Origin of the sequence: Mucisphaera sp., from assembly GCF_965279675.1 — a bacterium.
Lineage (GTDB): Bacteria > Planctomycetota > Phycisphaerae > Phycisphaerales > Phycisphaeraceae > Mucisphaera.
Map to the genome: position 1 here is coordinate 1,655,174 of NZ_CBDIIJ010000002.1, position 17,901 is coordinate 1,673,074.

The following is a 17,901-nucleotide window of genomic DNA, read 5'->3' on the forward strand; positions in this document are numbered from 1 at the left end:
CAGATTTGGGGAGGGTTGCAAGGATTTGGATCGCAGATCGACGTTATGGGTAGTAGGCTCTGTTTAGGAGTTGGCCGTGTTGTGTTTAACGCAGATGTTTGGGTTTACGGCAAGCGACTGGGCAGTGGTGGCGAGTATCGGGCTGCTCTTTCTGCTGGCTATCTGTGCGGGCGCTCTGTTGTCGTGGGTGCAGGTCGTGCGGATCCGGGAAGAGGTGGCGTTGAAGGCTCGGATGCTGGAGCGGGGTGCTTCGGTGGAAGAGATCGAGCGTGTGTTGAAGGCGACTTCTGAGAGGAAAGGCAAATAATGATGACTGGTGTGCTGGCTCAGGGTGTTGACCTGGGTTTTATGAACAACCCGGCGACGCTTAGCATTCTGATGGTGGGTCTGGTGGGGATGGTGTTCTTCGTGGTGTGGGGTCTGGTGCAGTGTGCTCGGATCAAGGAGGAGGCGGCGCTAAAGGCTCGGCTGATCGAGCGCGGTGTTCCATCGGAGGAGATCGAGCGGATCCTGCGGGCGACGAGCAAGCCGAACGAGCCGTGACCGGTGCTTGATGAAGGAGACAGGTTGTGTGGATTCTGACGCAGGGCTTTGACTGGGGGATATTCAACGACACCGGCAATCTGGCGGTGGTGCTTGGGATCGGTGCGGGGGTGGTTTACATCGTCGCCTCGGCGATGTTGCGTGCGGTGCGGATTCGGGAGGAGGCGGCGCTCAAGGCGAGGCTGATTGAGCGTGGGGCGTCGGCGGAGGAGATCGAGCGGATTTTGAATGCTGGGGGTTCGGCGAAGGACGAGGCGTGTTGATCGCTTATCGAGAAATGGAGGTTGGTCATGTGGATGCTGGCGCAGGGATTTGACTGGGGTTTTCTGAACAACACGGCGAATCTGGCGATTGTTTTGGCGATCGGGCTGGCGGGTTTGTCGGTGGTGTGTACGGCGGTGGTGAAGGTGGTGCGGGCGCGAGAGAACGCGGCGCTCAAGGCTCGTCTGATCGAGCGGGGGGCGAGCGCGGCGGAGATCAGAGAGATCCTCGAAGCCGGGGCCGACAAGGGGTCCTGCTGAGGCTGGAGGCGTTATGTTGGGGGGCATGAGCGAGCTGTGGCAGGAAGCGTTTTCGAAGCGGTTGGTGGATCGGGGGTTGTTTGTGACGGCGACGGACACGGCGGTGGGCAAGACGGCGGTGTCTTGCGGGATCGTGCAGGTGCTGCGGGGCGCGGGGCGGTCGGTGCTGCCGTTCAAGCCGATGGCGAGCGGGGCGGAGCGTCGGGGTGATGGGTGGCTGGCGGAGGACGCGGAGGCGTTGGCTGGTGTGACGGGTGGGGGGGCTACCGCTGGTGAGGTTTGTCCGGTGGTTTTCGAGCGGGCGGTGGCTCCGGGGATTGCGGCGGCGGAGCTTGGGGAGCGGGTTGACTGGGGTGTGATTGGTCAGGCGTGGGCGGGGTTGCAGGATCGGTTGGGCGCGGATGGCGGGATTGTGATTGAAGGTGCGGGCGGGGTGCATGTTCCGCTGGATGCGGAGGGTACGCCGACGGTGCTTGAGCTGATGGCGGGGTTGGGTTGGCCGGCGCTGGTGGTGGTGCGGAGTGCGTTGGGGACGCTGAATCATTCGACACTGACGGTGCGGGCGCTTCGGGATGCGGGCGTGCCGGTGGTGGGGCTGGTGATGAATGACGGGCCGGGTCTGGATGCGGATGATGCTTCGATCGCGACGAATCGTCTGTGGCTGGAGCGGATGACGGGCGCTTCGGTGCTGTGCCGGTTGCCGGGGGTGGCTGATGGGCCGCCGTGGGAGGATGGGCGATGGCGGGAGGCGCTGGGTGGGATTGAGTGGTGGTCGCTGATGCGGCTGGGGGATGGATGAGGGGGGATGGGGGAGTGCGGTCAGGGGAGGGGGTCGTTGAAGACGTTGTCGAGGAAGGCGGGTCGTTCTACGGAGCCGAAGCTGGTGTCGAGGGCGTCGCGGAGGCCGGGCAGGAGGAAGACGGAGGTGGCGGGCTGGTCGATGGTGCCCTGGACACGGATGGCGGCGACCTGGTCGCGGATGCCGTCGAAGAATCGGAGGATGCCGAAGCCGGGATCGGCCTGAGAGCGGCTGTAGAGGATGAGGTCGAGTTCCTGGGTTTCGTAGTTCATGTTTCCGGCGCCGACGATGGCGAAGTCGTCGGCGGCGAAGCGGACGCCATCGAACCTGACCCAGTCGCCATCGAGCAGGAAGCGCATAGAGGCTTCGTCGAGGGACTGGCCGGTGGGGGTGGTGAGGTTGAAGGCTCTGAGGATGGCGAGGGAGAGGGGTTGGTTGAGGAGGCCGACCTGTCGGGCGTAGATGGCGCCTCGGCCCATGCGGGTGTCGGGCTGGCCGTACTGGCCTTCGAGTTGGAGGGATGCGGAGAGGAGGCCGTCGACCTGTGGTCGGCGTGCGGGGGGCAGGGCTCGCTGGAGGGGTTGGTCGGTGGGCCAGTCGGCGAAGAGGTTGTCGATCCAGGCGCGTTGCTCGGGTGTGGGTGGTTCGAGGTCGGGGGGTTGTCTGAACCCGGTGAGGTCGGCCTCGACGATATCGACGCCGAATCGGTACCAGCCCTGGGCTCCGAGTTCGGCGGAGCCCTGGCCGGAGAGCGCGCCGCCGTAGATGTCGGCGAGGAGGTTGGTGATGAGCAGGTGGCTTGGGTCTTCTGCGTTGGAGAGTTCGATGGTGGCTTCTTTGAGGAGGTATTTGCTGGCTTGGAGTTGTGCGAAGGCGGCATCGGCTTCGATGCGTGGCCAGGTTTGGTCGGTCTGGTGCTGGATGTCGAGGCGGATGCTGCCGGAGGCGTTGGTGATGGGGAGTCCGGGGGTGAAGGCGGCATCGTCGAGGTTGAGCTGGCCGGTGACGCGTGTGAGGGGTTCCTGGTCGCTGGTGCGTGTCAGGCGGCCGTCGAAGGCGTAGGCGGCTTCGAGCTGGAAGTCGTCGATGAGGTCGTTGACGGCGGCGGGGAGGAGGGCCCGGGTGGTGGGGTTGACGCGGTCGGCGGAGGCGTTGATGGTGAGGTCGATGCTGGTGTCGGCGAGGCTGGCGGAGCCTTGGGCGCTGAAGCGGCCTGAGGATGAGCGGCCGGCGAGGTTGTCGAGAGTGAGGGCGTCGTTGGTGAGGATGAGTTGGCCGGACAGATCGAAGACTTCGAAGCGGTGGCCGTTGGCGTCGAAGGCGGCGCTTTGTGGCTGGACGGCGAGTCGGGCCCGGGGGGTGGGGGTGGTCTGGTCGGCGGCCTTGGTGACCCGGAGGTTGGCATTGACCTGTCCGGTGGGGTTTCGTTGGGCGATGAGTCGGTCGGCCTGGTCGCGGAGGGGGCTGCCGGGGGTGATGATGTCGGCGAGGCTGGCTTCGAGGATGAGGTTGGTGGCTTCGACGGAGGCCTGGTAGGTGTTGGCGTTGGGGCCGTCCCAGTGGGCGGACCCGGTGGCGGCGAAGGTGGCGGGGCCTTTGGTGCCGGTGAGTTGTGGGCTGGTGATGCCTTGTTCGGTGAGGGTGAAACTGCCGTTGACGTCGAGGAATCGGTAGTCGCCGTCGTAGGGGGTGAGTGAGCCGCTAAGGACGTTGGCGTTGACGGTGAAGTCGGCGTTGCGGTCCATGAAGAGGTCGATGGTGATGTCGCCTTGGAGCGTGCCGGTGGGTCGGAGTTCGGCGATCATGTCGCGTTGCCCGGCTGGGATGGTGGCGAGGAGGTAGGGGTCGATGGGGACGGTGGTCTGGGTGACGTGGATGGGCCCTTCGAGTCGGCCGGTGCCTTCGTCGCGGTGGACGGAGGCGTTGATGCGGCCGGTGGCTCCCGTGGGGCCGGAGACGGCGACGTTGTCGATGACGAGGCGGTCGTTGGTGAGGGTGAAGCTGCCATCGGTGACGCGGACGGGGTAGGGCCAGAAGCGGAGGAGGGCTTCGATGCCTTCGAGCTCGACTCTTGTGGCGGTGAGACCGGGTTGGTTGGGGCCGGCTTCGCGGCGGAGTGAGAAGGTGGCGTTGACGGACCCGCCTATGCCGGGCGGAATGGGCGAGAGATCGGTGAGGTTGTCGGGCGGGACGTCGAGGAGGCCTTCCTGCCGGAGTCGTTCGTAGGCGGGGGCGTCGAAGAACATCTGGACGACATTGTCGGATCCGTCGCTGAGTGCTGCGAAGAGGTGCTCGTCGATGGGGAGGTTTTCGATGTCGAGGTCGATGGTGACGGAGGGGTCGGGTCCGGTTGGTGCGATGCGTCCTTCGAGGGCGAGGGTGGCGCCGGTGGGCCCGTGTCCGCGGAGGTTGGCGAGCGTGACGGCCTCGCGGTCGAAGCGGACCTGGCCGGTGGCTTGCTGGATCGGGTATGCGAAGCGGAAGTACTCGACGCTGGCATCGATGAGGTTGACGACGCCGGCGTAGTCGATGGGGTTGTCGGGGTGTTCTCGGCTGAGGGTGGTGGCGAGTGAGAGGGTGCCTGCGGGCTTGAGGTTGTTGTAGAGGTCGCGGGCGACGGGTGGGAGGGCGAAGATCAGCTCGGGGCGATCGGGTATTTCGAAGGGCCGGGTGGTGGCGGTCATCCGAAAGGGGGCGCGGGGGGTGAGGGCCAGGGCTTCGGCGTTGATGGTGTAGAAGATGCCTTCGATGAGGCCTTCGAGTTGGATGGTTGGTCGGCTGCTGTCGATGGCGAGGCGGCCGGAGACGTTGGTCATGCGAGGCGGGTTGTCGGGGATGAAGGGGAGGGTGATTTCGACGTTCTGGAGGCTGAGGTCGGCGTCGATATCGATTTCGCCCTGGGTTTCCTGGATGGTCAGTGAGAAGTCGGGGATGGCTCCTGCGGGATTGAGTGAATCCCACCAGCGGCGGAGTTGTGGTGGGAGGGCGTAGCGGATGGGCTGGTCGACATCGAAGCGTTCGACCTGGACGTGCAGGCGTCTGGGGTCTGGTTCGAGCAGGCCGGTGAGGATGAGTCCGCGTGGGAGTTGGGCATCGGGTGAGGTGGTTTGTTTGAGGATGAACTGGTAGCCGTTGTCGGCGGCGCGGGCGGTCATGTGGCCCGTGAGTTCGAGGGTTTCGTGCGTGGTGAGTTTGTTGTCGGGTTGTTGGGTGGCGAAGCGGACTTCGCCTGAGCGGAGGTAGATCTGGGGGATGCTTGGGGCTTGCGTGGCTGTGCCGGGGAGGATGGGTTGTGAAGCGTCCTGGGGTCTGCGGCTCTGGATGCGGGTGGCGAGTCGCTGGAGGTTCATTTCTCCGTTTTGCTGGTCGGTGTCGGCGGCGTATTCGGTGATGTGGAGGGTTGGTCGGACGATGAGGATCGAATCGATGGGTAGTTGGCCGCGGAGGAGTGCGATGGGGTTGGGGCTGATGAGGATGTGGTCGGCGGTGATGACGGGGTCGAGCTGGTTCTGGGGATTGGTGACGAGGAGTTGGAAGCCTTCGAGTTGGAGGGTGAGTCGGCTGAGGTTGATGCTGGCGCGACTGAGTCGGACCTCGGCGTGGAGGGATTGCTGGAGCTGGTTCTGCAGCCAGGGGGTGAGTCGGTCGGGGTGTAGGAGGTAGCTGAGGAGGCCGGTGGTGAGCAGAACAAGGATGACGAGCAGGCTGGCGAGAAGTCTGCGCCAGCGGCTGGAGCGTCTGGGGCGGCCGGTTTCCCGGCTGCGTCGCCAGGCATGTCTGAGGCGTTGGAGCATGCGTGAGGGCCGATTTCCTGGGGTTGACGGTGCCGAATGGGGGTTCGGTGTCCGTGCCTTGGCTCGGGTTCGTTATTCTACGTTGCCCCCGATATGAGGAGTTCGCTGCGATGGATTTGAAGCCTGAGATTACGTTTGATGATTTTGCGAAGCTGGACCTTCGTGTAGCGACGGTGGTGGAGGCGGAGGCGCACCCGAACGCCGATCGGCTGCTGAAGCTGCAGTTGGATGTGGGGGGCGAGCGGCGGCAGATCTGTGCGGGTGTTCGGGCGTTTTATGAGCCCGAGTCGCTGGTTGGGAAGCAGATCGTGATTGTGGCGAATCTGGCTCCGCGGAAGATCCGGGGTGAGGCGTCGAATGGGATGCTGCTGGCGGCATCGGCGATGGACGGGGAGACGCTGACGGACGTGGTGCTGCTGGCTCCGGGCAAAGAGGTGCCCTCGGGTTCGACGGTGGGTTAGGGCGCTGATCTTCCGATAAGAACGGCGTTTACGGGCTTTTGGTTTGGCGATGACGTGTCTTGGCCTGTGTGCCGCGTTCGCGCTGTCTCGGCGTGCGTGGCACTGTCGTTGGTGGGTTAATGGTTGACAGGGTCTCGACGATAAAAGTCCTACCTCATCGGATGGAGAGCCTTGTGAGTGATTCGTGCGGACATCGATATGATTGTCAGTCTGCCAGGCCGGCGGATTGTGCCTCGGGGTTGGCTGTTCACACGATGTCGCTAGATGCGTTGGAGCGTTTACGCGAGTTGTTTGCGGATTGCGAGCGTGATGAGACGGTTTTTCTGATTCCGAAGCATCGCTTGGCGGCGTTGCGGGACCTGGTGGATCGGCTGCCGTTCATGGAAGTGGCGGAGATCCGAGCAAGTCTGATCGATGAGGCGGGTGGATTTCATGCCTGGAAGTCGGGTCCGGTGGTTCAGCTGCTTCAGCGGATCGAGACGCCCTGGTTGACGGAGGTTCTCTCTCAGCAGTCGATTCGTTTTGACTATCAGCCGATTGTGCATGCGATCACGGGTGAGGTGTATGCCAACGAGTGTCTGATGCGATCGAGTTTGAGTGGTCGGTCGGTGACGCCTGATGAGCTGGTGGAGGCGGCGAAGGCTCACGATTCGTTGCTCGTGCTGGATCAGCTTTGCCGGAAGATCGCGATTGAGAGTTCGGGTGATTACCTATCGCAGGGTCATCGGCTGTTCATCAATTTCTTCCCGATCACGATTTACGACCCGAAGGTTTGTCTGCGGACGACGTTTGGGGCGGCGGAGCGTGCGGGTGCGGACATCAGTCAACTGACGTTCGAGGTGGTGGAGAGCGAGGCGTTTCCGGACCTGGATCACCTGAAGGGGATTCTTGAGGCGTATCGGGAGAAGGGGGCTTCGGTGGCGTTGGATGATCTGGGGAGCGGGCACACGGCGATTCTTTACATCGATCAGCTTGAGCCGGACGTGGTGAAGATTGACAAGGACGTGTTGACGCGGGCGGTGGCGACGAACGAGACGTCGATGTTCATCGGGATGGTGCGCTATGCGCAGGAGCGTGGGATCACGACGATTGCGGAGGGGATTGAGTCGGAGAAGGAGCTCGATTTCTGTCGTGAGTTGGGGGTGGATTACGTGCAAGGTTATTTCCTGGCGCGGCCGAGTGAGCGTCCGATGATCGGTCGGCTGGAACAGCGTCGGGCTGCTTAGCCGGGTCCGTGTTTTTCGGTGGGTTCTGCGATGGAGAGACCGACGAGCCAGGCCTCGGCGGCCCAGACGTCTTCGCAGACGAGGAAGACTTCCTGCCAGCTTCCGGCGTGGGTGTAGAGGCATTTGAGTCCGGTGGCTTTGTCGCGGTCGCCTGAGCCGTCGGGTGTGGTGGGGTATTGGATTTTGAAGGTGGGTTTGGTTTTCCCGCGTTTGCGGCCGAAGCGGCCGGGGACGATGCGGGTGACGTAGGGACACTCGTTGATGATGCGATCGAGCAGGGCGTCGAGTCCCTGGACGCGGCCGTGCTGGCGTTTGATGGGGCCGAATTTACCGCCGGGCTTGGCCATGGCTGGATGGTAGGTGATGGGTTGGCGGAGGGCGCCTCAGGCGGACCAGAGGCCGAGGGCGGGTTTGTCGATGACGTAGGCGGGGTGGCCGTCGGCGAGGATTCGGTGGCCGGGGGTGAGGTCTTGGAGGCCGAGTTCGGCGGTGACTTTCTTCAGGTCGGCGTGTTCGAAGCCGACGGATTCGACGTCTTCTTTGGAGAGGTGGTCGGCGGTGGCGTAGATGATGCGGAAGCGTCCTTCGGAGCTGGCGTGGATGAGGTGCGCGGCGGCGGAGAGGTTGTCGGCGAGTTCGGGGTGCTCGCAGATGGCTTTGAGGGTGGCGGGGGTTCCGCGGTAGCCGAAGCGGCGGATGAGTTGATCGATGGCGGGGTCTTCGCCGAAGGTCTCGACGCCAGGCGCGAGGACGAGGAGGGTTCCGCCATCGGCCATGGCGCAGCGGGTGCGGTAGACGGCTTTGTTGCCGAGCCAGGTGGAGGTGAACTCGGCGGGGTCGAGGTGGACGACGCAGCGGTCGATGGGTTGATCGAGGTGGTGGATGTTGATCTGTCGGCTGAGTTCGGCGGCGGCGGTGAAGGACTCGCGTTCGCTGCCGTAGTAGAGCCCGCGGAGTTTGAGGTCGTGGTCGGTGGCTTCGACGGCGGTGAAGACGAAGCGGATATCGACCTTGGGTTTGACGAAGTCGTTGAAGCCGCGATCGAGGGCGGTTCGGACGGGGGTGTCGACACGGCCCATGATGGATTCCATCCCGCAGACGGCGCCGAGGAAGTGGGAGAGGTGGATGGTGCCGGGCCCGCCGACGCCGATGAGGATGTTCTTGGTGTAGTTGGCGATGCCGATGACCTCGTGGGGCACGACCTGGCCGAGGCTGACGACGATGTCGTGGTCGGCTTCGATGAGTTCGCGGTTGACGGCGACTTTCATGGGCCAGTGGATGCCGGCCTGGCTGAGTTTGCCATCGGAGAGCTGGTCGATCCAGTCGGCGTCGAGTTCACCCAGGTCGATGAGGTCTTGCCTCCAGCGGTGGGCGAGGATGTGTTCGTGGGGGAGGTCGGGGCCGAAGAGTTCGGTGAGCTGGTCGGTGGTCATGGGCCGGTGGGTGCCGAGGGCGGGGAGGACTTTTGTGCGCACGCCGGCGTTGGTGAGTGTGTGGTAGAGGCGGGTGGTCAGCGGACCGGTCTGGGAATCGAGGCGGCTGATGTCGGGCGGGATGAGGAGGATCGATTTGGGCTTGGAGACGAGTAGGTCTTCGGCGACGCGGTCGATGAAGGCGTGCCGTTCGGTCTGGCCGAGGTCGAGGTTGGGTCCGGCTTGTTGGAAGGCTTCGGGCATCAGGTGCCTTCCTTGGCGAGTTGTTGGTGGAGGTTGGCCATGATGGTGTCGGTGTCGGGGGTGATGTCGAGGTGGATGGCGGGGTCTTCGGTGTCGGTGCTGTCGGCTGGTGGTTCGAGGGTGGCGAGTTGGCTGTCGAGCAGGGTGGGGGGCATGTAGTGGTCGGCGCGTTGGGTCATGCGTTGGTGGATGAGGTCGCGGTCGCCGGTGAGGAAGATGAAGATGGTCTTGTTGCTGTGCTGTCGGAGGGTTTGGCGGTAGGCGCGTTTGAGGGATGAGCAGGCGAGGACGGCGCCGGACCGGGAGGCACAGTCGGCGATGTGTTGGGCGAGGGTTTCGAGCCAGGGCTGGCGGTCCTGGTCGGTGAGGGGCTGGCCGGCGGCCATCTTGTCGCGGTTGGTTTGGGGGTGGAAGTCGTCGGCGTCGTGGAAGGGCAGGGCGAGGTCTTTGGCGAGTCGCGCGCCGATGGTGGATTTTCCGCAGCCGGAGACCCCCATCACGATGTAGACGGTTGCCGGAGTGGTCATACGCATCGCCTTTCGCCTACATGGTAAAGCAAGCGGCTGGTGCGTCGGTGGTGGTGTGTGGTCAAGCTGCGGTGCGGATCGTGTCGCTGCGGCGAAGGAGCGTGGTTCCGAGGCCGGTCAGCAGGAACAGGGAGGTGGGTTCGGGGATGGCGTTGGCATCGAAGCCGAAGTTGGTGGCGAGGAGTGAGAGGTCGATGAGGTTGACGATGGTGTCGCCCGAGAAATCGCCGCCGGCCCAGTTGGAGAAGGTCTCGAAGTTGGTGGCGAGGTTGGAGAGGTCGATGAGGTTGACACGGCCGTCGAGGTTGGTGTCGCCTCGGATGGTGCCGAGGATGTTTTCGATGAGGTAGGTGGCGTCGTCGAGGTCGATGAGTCCGGCGTCGCCGTCGAGGTCGAAGAGCGGGTTGGCCTGGCCGATGGTGGCGAAGAGGAGGTCGATGTCGGCGCTGTCGACGACGCCGCTGAGATCGACGTCTCCGGGCAGGGCGGCGACGGGTGACCAGGTGAGTGTGGCGACGGCGCGTCTTGGGAGGGTGTAGGTGAAGGTATCGCCGTCGCGGTCGAGGGTGAAGGTCTGGTTGGACTGGGTGGGGTTGAGGGCGATGAGGACTTCGGAGCCGTCGGGATTGAGGAAGGCAACGGTTTCGAGGGTGCCGTCGAAGGTGGAGGACTCGATACGAACGGCGCCGGGCTGGACGAACTTGCTGGCGTGGGCGAGGGCGTAGTACTCGACTTCGCGGGTGATTTCGCCGGTGTTGGTGTCGATGGTGACGACGCCTCGGCAGTTGGTGCAGCCGCCGAGTCTGGGTCCGTCGTTCTGGTCGAGGGCGAGGTTCCAGTAGAGAACGGTCTTGGACCAGTTGCGGGTGCTGCCGATGATGAGGTTATCGAAGTTCCACATCAGGTTGTCTTCGAAGTTGGGCGCGAAGTCGCCGCCCGAGATCTCGGTGAAGTAGATGTCCTTGTCGGGTCGGAACTGCTGGAGGAGGGACTGGTTTTCGACGACGCCTGCGTAGCCGTGGAAGGCGGCTCCGGCGATGTACTGATCGGCTTCGGGGTCGTTCATGACGATGAGGGGGTAGTTCCACTCGTCCCAGTTGTGGTCGTAGGCGAGGATCTGTGTGTCGATGTGGTTGGCTTCGAGCAGGGGGCCGAGGTGGTCGCCGATGAAGGTGCTCTGCTGGAAGGTGCTCATGGTCATCGTTGGGTAGGTTGATGAGGCGTTGAGCGGTTCGTTCTGGACGGTGAGGGTATCGATGGGCAGGCCGTGGGCGGAGTAGGCTTGGATGAAGCGTTTGAAGTAGTTGGCGTAGGCGTCGTGGTACTGGGTTTGGAGCGACCCGCCGTAGAGCGACTGGTTGTTCTTCATCCAGGCGGGTGCTGACCAGGGCGAGGCCATGAGCTGGAGGTTGGGGTTGAGCGCGGCGGCCTGCTGGAGGGCGGGGATCTTGTCGGCCTCGTCCATGGCGATGGAGAAGGAAGCGAGGGTGGGATCGGCCTGGCCGGCGGGCAGGTCGTGGTAGGTGTAGTGGGAGGTGGAGAAGTCCGAGGCACCCATCGGGATGCGCATGTAGCTGAGGCCGATGCCGGTTTCGGGTGAGAAGAGGTCTTCCATCAATGCGTCGCGGGCAGTGGGCGTGAGTTCGTTGCGGATGAGCAGCGCGGAGCTGTCGGTCATAGCGGCACCGAAGCCTTCCATGACCTGGTAGGTCGTGGAGGGATCGACGGTGATGGTTAGCGGTGTGCCTGGGCCGGGCTGGTTGAAGAGGACGGGCGCCTGCTGGTTGAGGAGCTGGGTTTGGTCGCCGGTGGTGATCCAGCTCTGGACGGGGCTGAGTGCGTGCGCGGGCGCTTGAAGCAGGCACGCTCCGAGCGCGATGGCTCGGAGCGTGCGGAAGGAGGAAGGAGATCGGTGGGCGGCGTACACACGCATGGCGGTTGCTTTCGCTTAGCCCTTCGGCTGTGAACGGCGGGCGAGACCGAGGAGGCCGAGGCCCAGCAGCGTGGCGGCGGCGGGTTCTGGGATTGCGGCGGTGGAGCCGAAGTTGGTGGCGAGGAGCGAGAGGTCGATGAGGTTGACGAGGCCGTCGCCAGAGAAATCGCCGCCTGCCCAGCCGGCTGCTTGGCTGAAGTTGGTGGCGAGGGCGGAGAGGTCGATCAGGTCGACGGTTTGATCGAGGTTGGCGTCGCCGAAGAAGGTGGCGAGGATGTTGAGGACGAGGGCGTCGACGTCGGTGCTGTCGGCGGTGCCGCCGTTCTGTGCGACGTCGAAGGCGGCATCGGTGGAACCGAGGTTGGCGTAGAGGAAATCGATGTCGTCGGCGTTGATGGTGCCGTCGCCGTTGGTATCGCCAAGCTGCTGGGCAAGGACTTCGACGAGGCTCGTGTCGAAGATGAAGGCGCTGGCCTGATCTTGCCCGGCGAAGCCGAAGTTGACGTTGTTGAAGGAGACGACCGGGCGGACAAAGGCTGTGCCGGCGACGGCGGTACCCGTGACCTCGAAGCTGAGGCCATCGCCCGTGGTGGAGGTATCGATCTGGACGACGGTTTCGCCGAGTTTGGTGCTGTCATCGGCGGCGTAGTACTCAAGGCCGAAGAAGAGGTCGGCGTCCCAGTTTGCTTCGATGCGTACGTCTTCGAGGGTGAACTTGTAGTCGGTGCCCTCGGTGCCGGCGATCTTCTGTTGCCAGGCGAAGCCTTCGTTGCCGACGAAGTCGGCGAAGAGGCTGAGGTGGGCGTTGTCGGGGCCGAAGATCTCGTCGAAGCTGACGTTGCCGAACTGGCTCCAGGTGTGGCCGATGGGACCGCCGTCGCCCCCGAAGCCGGGGTTGCGGATGAGGTCGCCGCCGGGAGCGGGGGTTTCGGATAGGAAGCTGTCGAAGACGAAAAGGTTGGCCTGCGACTGTCCGGCGTAGGTGAAGTTGACGTTGTCGAAGCGGGCGATGGGTCGGACGAAGGCGGTGCCTGGGACGGCGGTGCCTGAGGCGGTGAAGAAGTTGCCATCGACGGCGGGGACGCCTGCGGTGTCGACGAGGGTCAGGGATTCGCCGAGCTTGGTGACGGCGTCTGCGGCGTAGTACTCGAGGCCGACGAAGAGGTCGGCGTCCCAGCTGCTTTCGACGCGGGTGTCGAGCAGTTCGAAGGTGTAGCTGGCACCGGGGGTGCCGACGACGCCTTCCTGGAAGACCCCGCCGATGTTGCCGACAAAGTCGGCGAAGAGGCTGGCGTGGCCGTTGGCTCCGAAGAACTCGTTGAAGCCGGCTGCGCCGAAGGCACCCCAGCCGTCGCCGGTGGGCGGGCCGTCGAAGGTGGGGTTGACGAGCAGGTTGGTGCGTGCCATGGCGGGGCTGGCGAAGCCGATGGCGAGCAGGGCGGTGACGAGCAGGCCTGAGGTAGAGCGATACATGGTGTTTCTCCTGGGTGAAAACGCCCCGCGACGCGTTAGCGCCGCAGAGCGGGTGAGGCTGGTTTAGCCGATGGCACGGCGACGGAGGATCATCCCGCCGAGCAGGGCCATCGCGCCGAACGCCGAGGGCGTCGGGACGACGGTGAGTGAGCTATCGAAGATGAAGGCATTCTCCTGGCCGTTCGCCGTGCTGACGACGTTGTCGAACAGGATGATGGGCCGGATGAACACGGTGCCGGGAACGGCGGTGCCGGTCATCGAGAAGCTGAGGCCGTCGCCGGTGACGGAGAGATCGATCGGGACGATGTTCTCGCCGATCTTTGTGGCGTCATCGGCCTGGTAGTACTCGAGGCCGAAGCGGTAGTTGGCGTCGATGTTCTCTTCGAGTCGGACATCCAACAGGTCGAACTGGTACTCGACGCCTGGCGTTCCGGCGATGCCGGTCTGGAAGACGCCACCGAAGTTGCCGGGGTTGTCGGAGAAGAGGCTGGCGTGGCCGTTGGGGCCGAAGAAGCTGTGGAAGCCTGCGGCGCCGAAGGAGCCCCAGCCGTCGCCGACGGGCGGGCCGTCGAAGTTGGCGTTGGTGAGCAGTTCGGCGGCCGGCGCGGAAGCGGCGGTCAGCGTCACTGCGAGCAGGGCGGTGGTGGTGAGAGCGGTTTTCATGATTCCTCCTTTAGATACGAGCGTGGTGATACGCGGTGATGACATGATTCTCCTCCTCATGTCGAAACAGTGCCTTATCGCTGGCCCGTTGCCAGTCGATGTAAGGCGGAAACGTTGGTTAGGGTCAGTCGCTGGCCGGCTTCGACCGTCGCGATGAACAGGACGCGGGCGCCGTCGGTCGGGATGGGGCCTTCGATGTGCAGACGCTGGGGACCGTTGAGGGCGGCGAGTTCTTCGAGGTCGTAGGTGACCGAGGCGCTGGTGAGCGGATGGCCGGCGGGGTGGTTGAGGGCTTCGACACGGAGCTCGAGGGTGCCGCGGAGGCCGGCGGGGACATCGGCGGTGGCGGCGAGGCGCACGCGTCCGCCGGGCGTCAGGTTCTGGGCGTCGCGGAAGAGGCCGACGCTGTCGGTCGAGCGGGTGTGGTCGAAGTGGAGGGCTTTGGCGGTCTCATCGGCGGATGCGCCGGAGCCCCAGGTGCCCCATTCGGAGGCGGGGGTGAGTGGGCCGTTGGGGAAGAGGTTTTGTTGTGAGGGATCACTGGTGGTTTGGTCTGAGGTGTGGTTGGCGAAGGTGGCGGTGGCTCGGCCGGCTTCGGCGTTGGAGGAGACGGCGAGGCCGATGTGAGGCTGCTGAGTGAGGTTAGCGGTTGGTGCGGGGAGCCATGGGCCATCGTTATCGATACGGACTTCGACGCGGCCATTCGTCTTTCGCATGGCCAGTTCGATCGGGAACTCGCGGATGGCGAGCAGGCGTTCACGGGTGGGGCCGTTGGCTTGTGGTCGGTGGGCGAGGATGATGCGGCCGTTGGGGAAGGCGTGGAGCAGGACGTGGGCGGAGCCGGGTGTGTTGTCGCTACGGAGCATGATGCCGGCTTTGGCGTAGCGGCCGGGCGCGTCGAAGCCGGTCAGTGTGACGGCGTGGACGAAGTCGGCATCGACGGGGTTGTCGCGTTGCAGGAAGTAGAACTCGTCGGCGTTGCCCCAGATGTCCTGACCGGTGGCGAGGAGGGTGGTCTGTTCGCTGTCTCTGCGGACCGTGCCTTTGCCGGTGAGGCCGATGTCGTGGCCGGACCAGCCTTGAATCTCAGTTGAGATTTGCCAAACGGGTTCTGCGACTGGCTCGTTGTCTGCGGAAATCGTGGCGAGGGCGAGTGGGTTATTGGTGAGGTGGCGATCGACGTCGATCTGCTGGGTACCGAGTTGCTTGAAGGCTTGTTCGATCTGGGCGGCGGAGGCGGTTTTGAGGTCGGGGATGCGGTAGGGCTCGGCGTTGGCGATGAGGCACCAGTCGCTTTCGTTGATCATGCCTTCGGGGTTGATCTTGCGGAGCGACCAGACGGTGGCGTGCCAGCCGTAGCTGGCGAAGGTGTCGAAGTGGTGGCGGAGCATGTTGGGCCGGTCGACTTCGCGGAAGACCGGGTTGAACTCGCCGATGAGCATGGGGACGCGCCAGCGGTCGAGGGTCGGGCGGAGCGGTTCCATGTAATGGGTGAAGAAGCGTTCGTGGGTGTCGAGGGTGGGGTCGCCGTTGCCGAAGAGGCCCGGGTAGGTGTGGATGGTGAAGCCGGTGTTCATCCATCCGCGGGAGCGCGGGTCGCCGTAGAAGAGGAAGCCGTTGAGCAGGCCGGGGGCGTAGATCACGGTGTCTTTGTCGACTTCGCGGACGGCTGCGTAGAGCAGGTCGACGAGTTGGACGATGTCTTCGCGGAGGTCCTGCTGGAAGTCGCCCCAGGGTTCGTTGACGAGGTCGTATCCGACGACGGCGGGGTGATCGGCGTAGCGCTTGGCGACGGCTCGCCAGAGATCGGCGGTGCGCTGCTGGGCGATCTCATCGGTCCAGAGGTTGTTCTCGCCGACGCGGCCGGAGGGCATGTCGTGGCTCTGTCCGCCGGGCGCGCCGTGGAGGTCGAGGATGACGTAGAGGCCGGCCTGCTGGCAGAGGTCGATAGCGTGATCGAGCCAGCGGAAGGGGTCTTCACGCATCTCGTAGGGGCGTTCGTACTCGAGCAGGAGTTGGTAATGGAATGGCAGGCGGACGACGTTGAAGCCGAAGGCCTTGGCGTGCTTGAGCTCGCGGGCGGTGATCCAGTTGGCCCGGTAGACATCCATGAGCCGGCGGGCCTCGGTGTCGCCGAATCGCTGGCGGAGGGTCATCAGGATGTCGTGCTGATCGCGGTAGTCGTTGCTGTCGAGGGCGAGCATCCAGGGCTCGAGGAGGAACCAGTTGCCGAGGTTGACGCCTCGTAGGATGACGGCGTCGCCGGCTTTGTTGTGGAAGTGGCCGGTGGTGTCGTTGTAGGTGAGGGGGGGGAGGCTGGCGTTGGTTTGCATAGCAAAGCCTGCTACCACGACTAACATCGTAAGTAGTAGCATCATTCGAGATGGGCAGTAGTTTTTGTTCATACTATGGTGCGGTTACATCACAGACTTAATTCTCGGGAGGGTACGGCCAACCATTTATGAGGAAGGGGTTGACTTGCTCAGCGAAGTTCTTGCCCAGCGAACTCTGCTCAAGGTAGACCTCTCCAGACACTGTTGTGACGTGGCCGTCCATATATCCCACATTGATTGAAGAGGCGTGCGGGTAGTTTTCGAGCTGCCAGTCATTAGCAGGATTATCCTGCTCTGCGTACCACATCACGTCGTACTGAATCACTGCATCTGTCGCTGAGGTAGGCGTTGATAAATTCGAGGCTGTCAGTTCTCGGTTGGTTAGCGATGGCCACCAATACGCTGCATACGTGTTATAGCGGTAGTGGGTGACAGGAGGGTCAGTTGCTCTGAGCCAGTCTGGCCCTGCCCCACCCTCTGTGCTTGGGCAGACGAACACGGGTGAGAAGTTGCCATTTCCCTCACTACCACCGATGTATGGTGTCAGCAGATCTTGTTGAAAATCATCAACAGTGTCACTAACTCCAGAAATGCTGGTTTCATTGGGGAAATCGTAGTTCTTAGCGAGTGGTAGGCTCTCTCGGTTGTCTGTGGCGAAAGTCACGATCGCTAGAACCTGCTGACGAACATTTGATGCACACTGCGCAGTTCGAGCCACGTTACGTGCCGCCCCCAGCGCTGGCAGCAGGATGCCGATCAGCAGTGCGATGATGCTGATGACGACGAGCAGTTCGATCAGCGTGAAGGCGCGGTGTGTGTTGGTGAGGCGGGCGGGTTTCATCGGGGCACTCCAATACGGAGGAGGGGAATCGCTGTGTTCGAGTCTCAGGATGCGGCGTCGATGCGGTGACCGTTGGGGCTCATGCGCAGGGCGCGTGAGGGTGGGGCGGCGGTGGTCTTGTTGATTTCGAGAAACGCTTCGAGTTCGAGGTTGAGACGGGCGTCGGGTTCGGTGGCGCTGGCGGTGCCGGCGAGGGAGCGGCAGAGCCAGCGGGCGGCCTGGTAGCCGATCTCGGCGGCGTCCTGGCAGACGGCGGTGTAGACGGGGTGGGTCATTCGGCGGAGGTCTTCATCGTCGACGCCGATGATCGAGAGGTCTTCGGGGACGCGGAGGCCGAGCTCAACGGCGCGGCGGAGCGCACCGACGGTGGCAGGGGGGTCTGTGAAGAAGATGGCGGTGGGTGGATCGGGGAGGGAGAGGAAGCGGCTGAGCGCGGCGCTGCCGCCTTCGACATCGGCGCGGATGCCGATCTGCAGTTGCGGGTCGGGCTGGATGCCGGCGTCGCGGAGGGCGTCGTGGTAGGCATCGATGCGGTCGCGGTGGTCGGTGTCGATCAGGACGTGGTGGCAGAGGGCGATGCGCTCGTGGCCGAGGTGGAGCAGGTGCTCGATCGCCTGGCGGCTGGGTGCGGCTGAGTTGCAGCAGACGTAGTTGGCGTGGCCGTGGTCGAAGCGGTCGGCGACGACGACGGTGGGGAGGTCGGTATCGGCGATTTCCTGGGCGAGTTCGCGGGTCTGCCAATCGTTGCGGATGAGCAGGCCGTCGAGGTGGAGCCGGGCGGCGAGCGCCTCGAAGCCTTCGCCTTCTCGCCGCTGGCGGGGGTCGAAGACGGAAACGGCGTAGCCGGAGGCGGCGGCGGCCCGGGCAACGCCTGACCAGATGGTGGCGTCGTAGCCGCTGAACATCGGCCCGGATGTTTCATTAACAAACATCATCCCGATGGTGCCGGTGCGTGGTCGGCGTCGGCTGGCGACGTAGCCCATCCGTTTGGCCTCGTCGATGACCTTGCGTCGGAGGTGCTCGCTGACCTCCGGAGCGTTGTTCAGCGAGCGTGAGACGGTCGCTGGGGAGACGCCTAGGGAGCTGGCAATGTCGCGGACCGTGGCCATGG

General features: G+C 64.0%; 17 protein-coding genes. 7 read left to right on the forward strand and 10 right to left on the reverse strand.

Annotated features, from left to right (window positions below; genetic code table 11):
• Window positions 1–76 precede the first annotated feature (76 nt).
• From ACQZAB_RS07195 to bioD, 5 genes are read left to right on the forward strand one after another with little or no spacing between them, the layout of a single operon-like run.
• On the forward strand, window positions 77–307 hold the full coding sequence (locus ACQZAB_RS07195) for a hypothetical protein (protein WP_428388404.1): 231 nt from the start codon (window positions 77–79) through the stop codon (window positions 305–307).
• Window positions 308–309: 2 nt separating this feature from the next.
• A complete protein-coding gene (locus ACQZAB_RS07200; protein WP_428388406.1) occupies window positions 310–543 on the forward strand; it encodes a hypothetical protein in 234 nt (77 codons plus the stop codon).
• Window positions 544–569: 26 nt separating this feature from the next.
• Window positions 570–806 carry a hypothetical protein gene (locus tag ACQZAB_RS07205; protein ID WP_428388408.1) on the forward strand — a complete coding sequence of 79 codons (237 nt, stop codon included), beginning with the start codon at window positions 570–572 and terminating at the stop codon, window positions 804–806.
• A gap of 27 nt (window positions 807–833) precedes the next feature.
• Entirely contained in the window at window positions 834–1,064 is a 231-nt protein-coding gene (locus ACQZAB_RS07210) for a hypothetical protein (RefSeq protein ID WP_428388410.1), read from the forward strand.
• Between the two features lie 25 nt (window positions 1,065–1,089).
• Window positions 1,090–1,863, forward strand: a complete 774-nt coding sequence (gene bioD, locus ACQZAB_RS07215; RefSeq protein WP_428388412.1) for a dethiobiotin synthase — start codon at window positions 1,090–1,092, stop codon at window positions 1,861–1,863.
• A gap of 20 nt (window positions 1,864–1,883) precedes the next feature.
• On the opposite strand, the gene ACQZAB_RS07220 is transcribed toward bioD, so the two are convergent.
• On the reverse strand, window positions 1,884–5,657 hold the full coding sequence (locus ACQZAB_RS07220) for a DUF3971 domain-containing protein (RefSeq protein WP_428388414.1): 3,774 nt from the start codon (window positions 5,655–5,657) through the stop codon (window positions 1,884–1,886).
• A gap of 110 nt (window positions 5,658–5,767) precedes the next feature.
• Here ACQZAB_RS07220 and metG point away from each other — a divergent pair, with 110 nt between their 5' ends.
• A complete protein-coding gene (gene metG, locus ACQZAB_RS07225) occupies window positions 5,768–6,118 on the forward strand; it encodes a methionine--tRNA ligase subunit beta (protein ID WP_428388416.1) in 351 nt (116 codons plus the stop codon).
• Window positions 6,119–6,357: 239 nt separating this feature from the next.
• On the forward strand, window positions 6,358–7,344 hold the full coding sequence (locus ACQZAB_RS07230; protein WP_428388418.1) for an EAL domain-containing protein: 987 nt from the start codon (window positions 6,358–6,360) through the stop codon (window positions 7,342–7,344).
• On the opposite strand, the gene ACQZAB_RS07235 is transcribed toward ACQZAB_RS07230, so the two are convergent.
• The 9 genes from ACQZAB_RS07235 to ACQZAB_RS07275 all read right to left on the reverse strand — a co-directional run bounded on the left by ACQZAB_RS07235 (window position 7,341) and on the right by ACQZAB_RS07275 (window position 17,899).
• Window positions 7,341–7,691 carry a DUF2103 domain-containing protein gene (locus tag ACQZAB_RS07235; RefSeq protein ID WP_428388420.1) on the reverse strand — a complete coding sequence of 117 codons (351 nt, stop codon included), beginning with the start codon at window positions 7,689–7,691 and terminating at the stop codon, window positions 7,341–7,343. The genes ACQZAB_RS07230 and ACQZAB_RS07235 overlap by 4 nt on opposite strands.
• A gap of 36 nt (window positions 7,692–7,727) precedes the next feature.
• Entirely contained in the window at window positions 7,728–9,020 is a 1,293-nt protein-coding gene (locus ACQZAB_RS07240; RefSeq protein WP_428388421.1) for a lactate racemase domain-containing protein, read from the reverse strand.
• Window positions 9,020–9,547 carry a gluconokinase gene (locus tag ACQZAB_RS07245; protein WP_428388423.1) on the reverse strand — a complete coding sequence of 176 codons (528 nt, stop codon included), beginning with the start codon at window positions 9,545–9,547 and terminating at the stop codon, window positions 9,020–9,022. The genes ACQZAB_RS07240 and ACQZAB_RS07245 overlap by 1 nt, the downstream gene beginning before the upstream one ends.
• Window positions 9,548–9,608: 61 nt before the next feature.
• On the reverse strand, window positions 9,609–11,480 hold the full coding sequence (locus ACQZAB_RS07250) for a glycoside hydrolase family 30 beta sandwich domain-containing protein (protein WP_428388425.1): 1,872 nt from the start codon (window positions 11,478–11,480) through the stop codon (window positions 9,609–9,611).
• A gap of 15 nt (window positions 11,481–11,495) precedes the next feature.
• Window positions 11,496–12,953, reverse strand: a complete 1,458-nt coding sequence (locus tag ACQZAB_RS07255) for a hypothetical protein (RefSeq protein WP_428388427.1) — start codon at window positions 12,951–12,953, stop codon at window positions 11,496–11,498.
• Window positions 12,954–13,016: 63 nt separating this feature from the next.
• Complete coding sequence (locus ACQZAB_RS07260) at window positions 13,017–13,616, reverse strand: hypothetical protein (RefSeq protein ID WP_428388429.1); 600 nt, start codon at window positions 13,614–13,616, stop codon at window positions 13,017–13,019.
• 74 nt (window positions 13,617–13,690) lie between these two features.
• On the reverse strand, window positions 13,691–15,949 hold the full coding sequence (locus ACQZAB_RS07265; RefSeq protein ID WP_428388431.1) for a glycoside hydrolase family 5 protein: 2,259 nt from the start codon (window positions 15,947–15,949) through the stop codon (window positions 13,691–13,693).
• Between the two features lie 97 nt (window positions 15,950–16,046).
• The gene (locus ACQZAB_RS07270) at window positions 16,047–16,790 is read right to left on the reverse strand and encodes a type II secretion system protein (RefSeq protein WP_428388433.1); all 744 of its coding nucleotides are present in this window, start codon (window positions 16,788–16,790) and stop codon (window positions 16,047–16,049) included.
• 44 nt (window positions 16,791–16,834) lie between these two features.
• Window positions 16,835–17,899 carry a LacI family DNA-binding transcriptional regulator gene (locus ACQZAB_RS07275; protein ID WP_428388435.1) on the reverse strand — a complete coding sequence of 355 codons (1,065 nt, stop codon included), beginning with the start codon at window positions 17,897–17,899 and terminating at the stop codon, window positions 16,835–16,837.
• Window positions 17,900–17,901 lie beyond the last annotated feature (2 nt).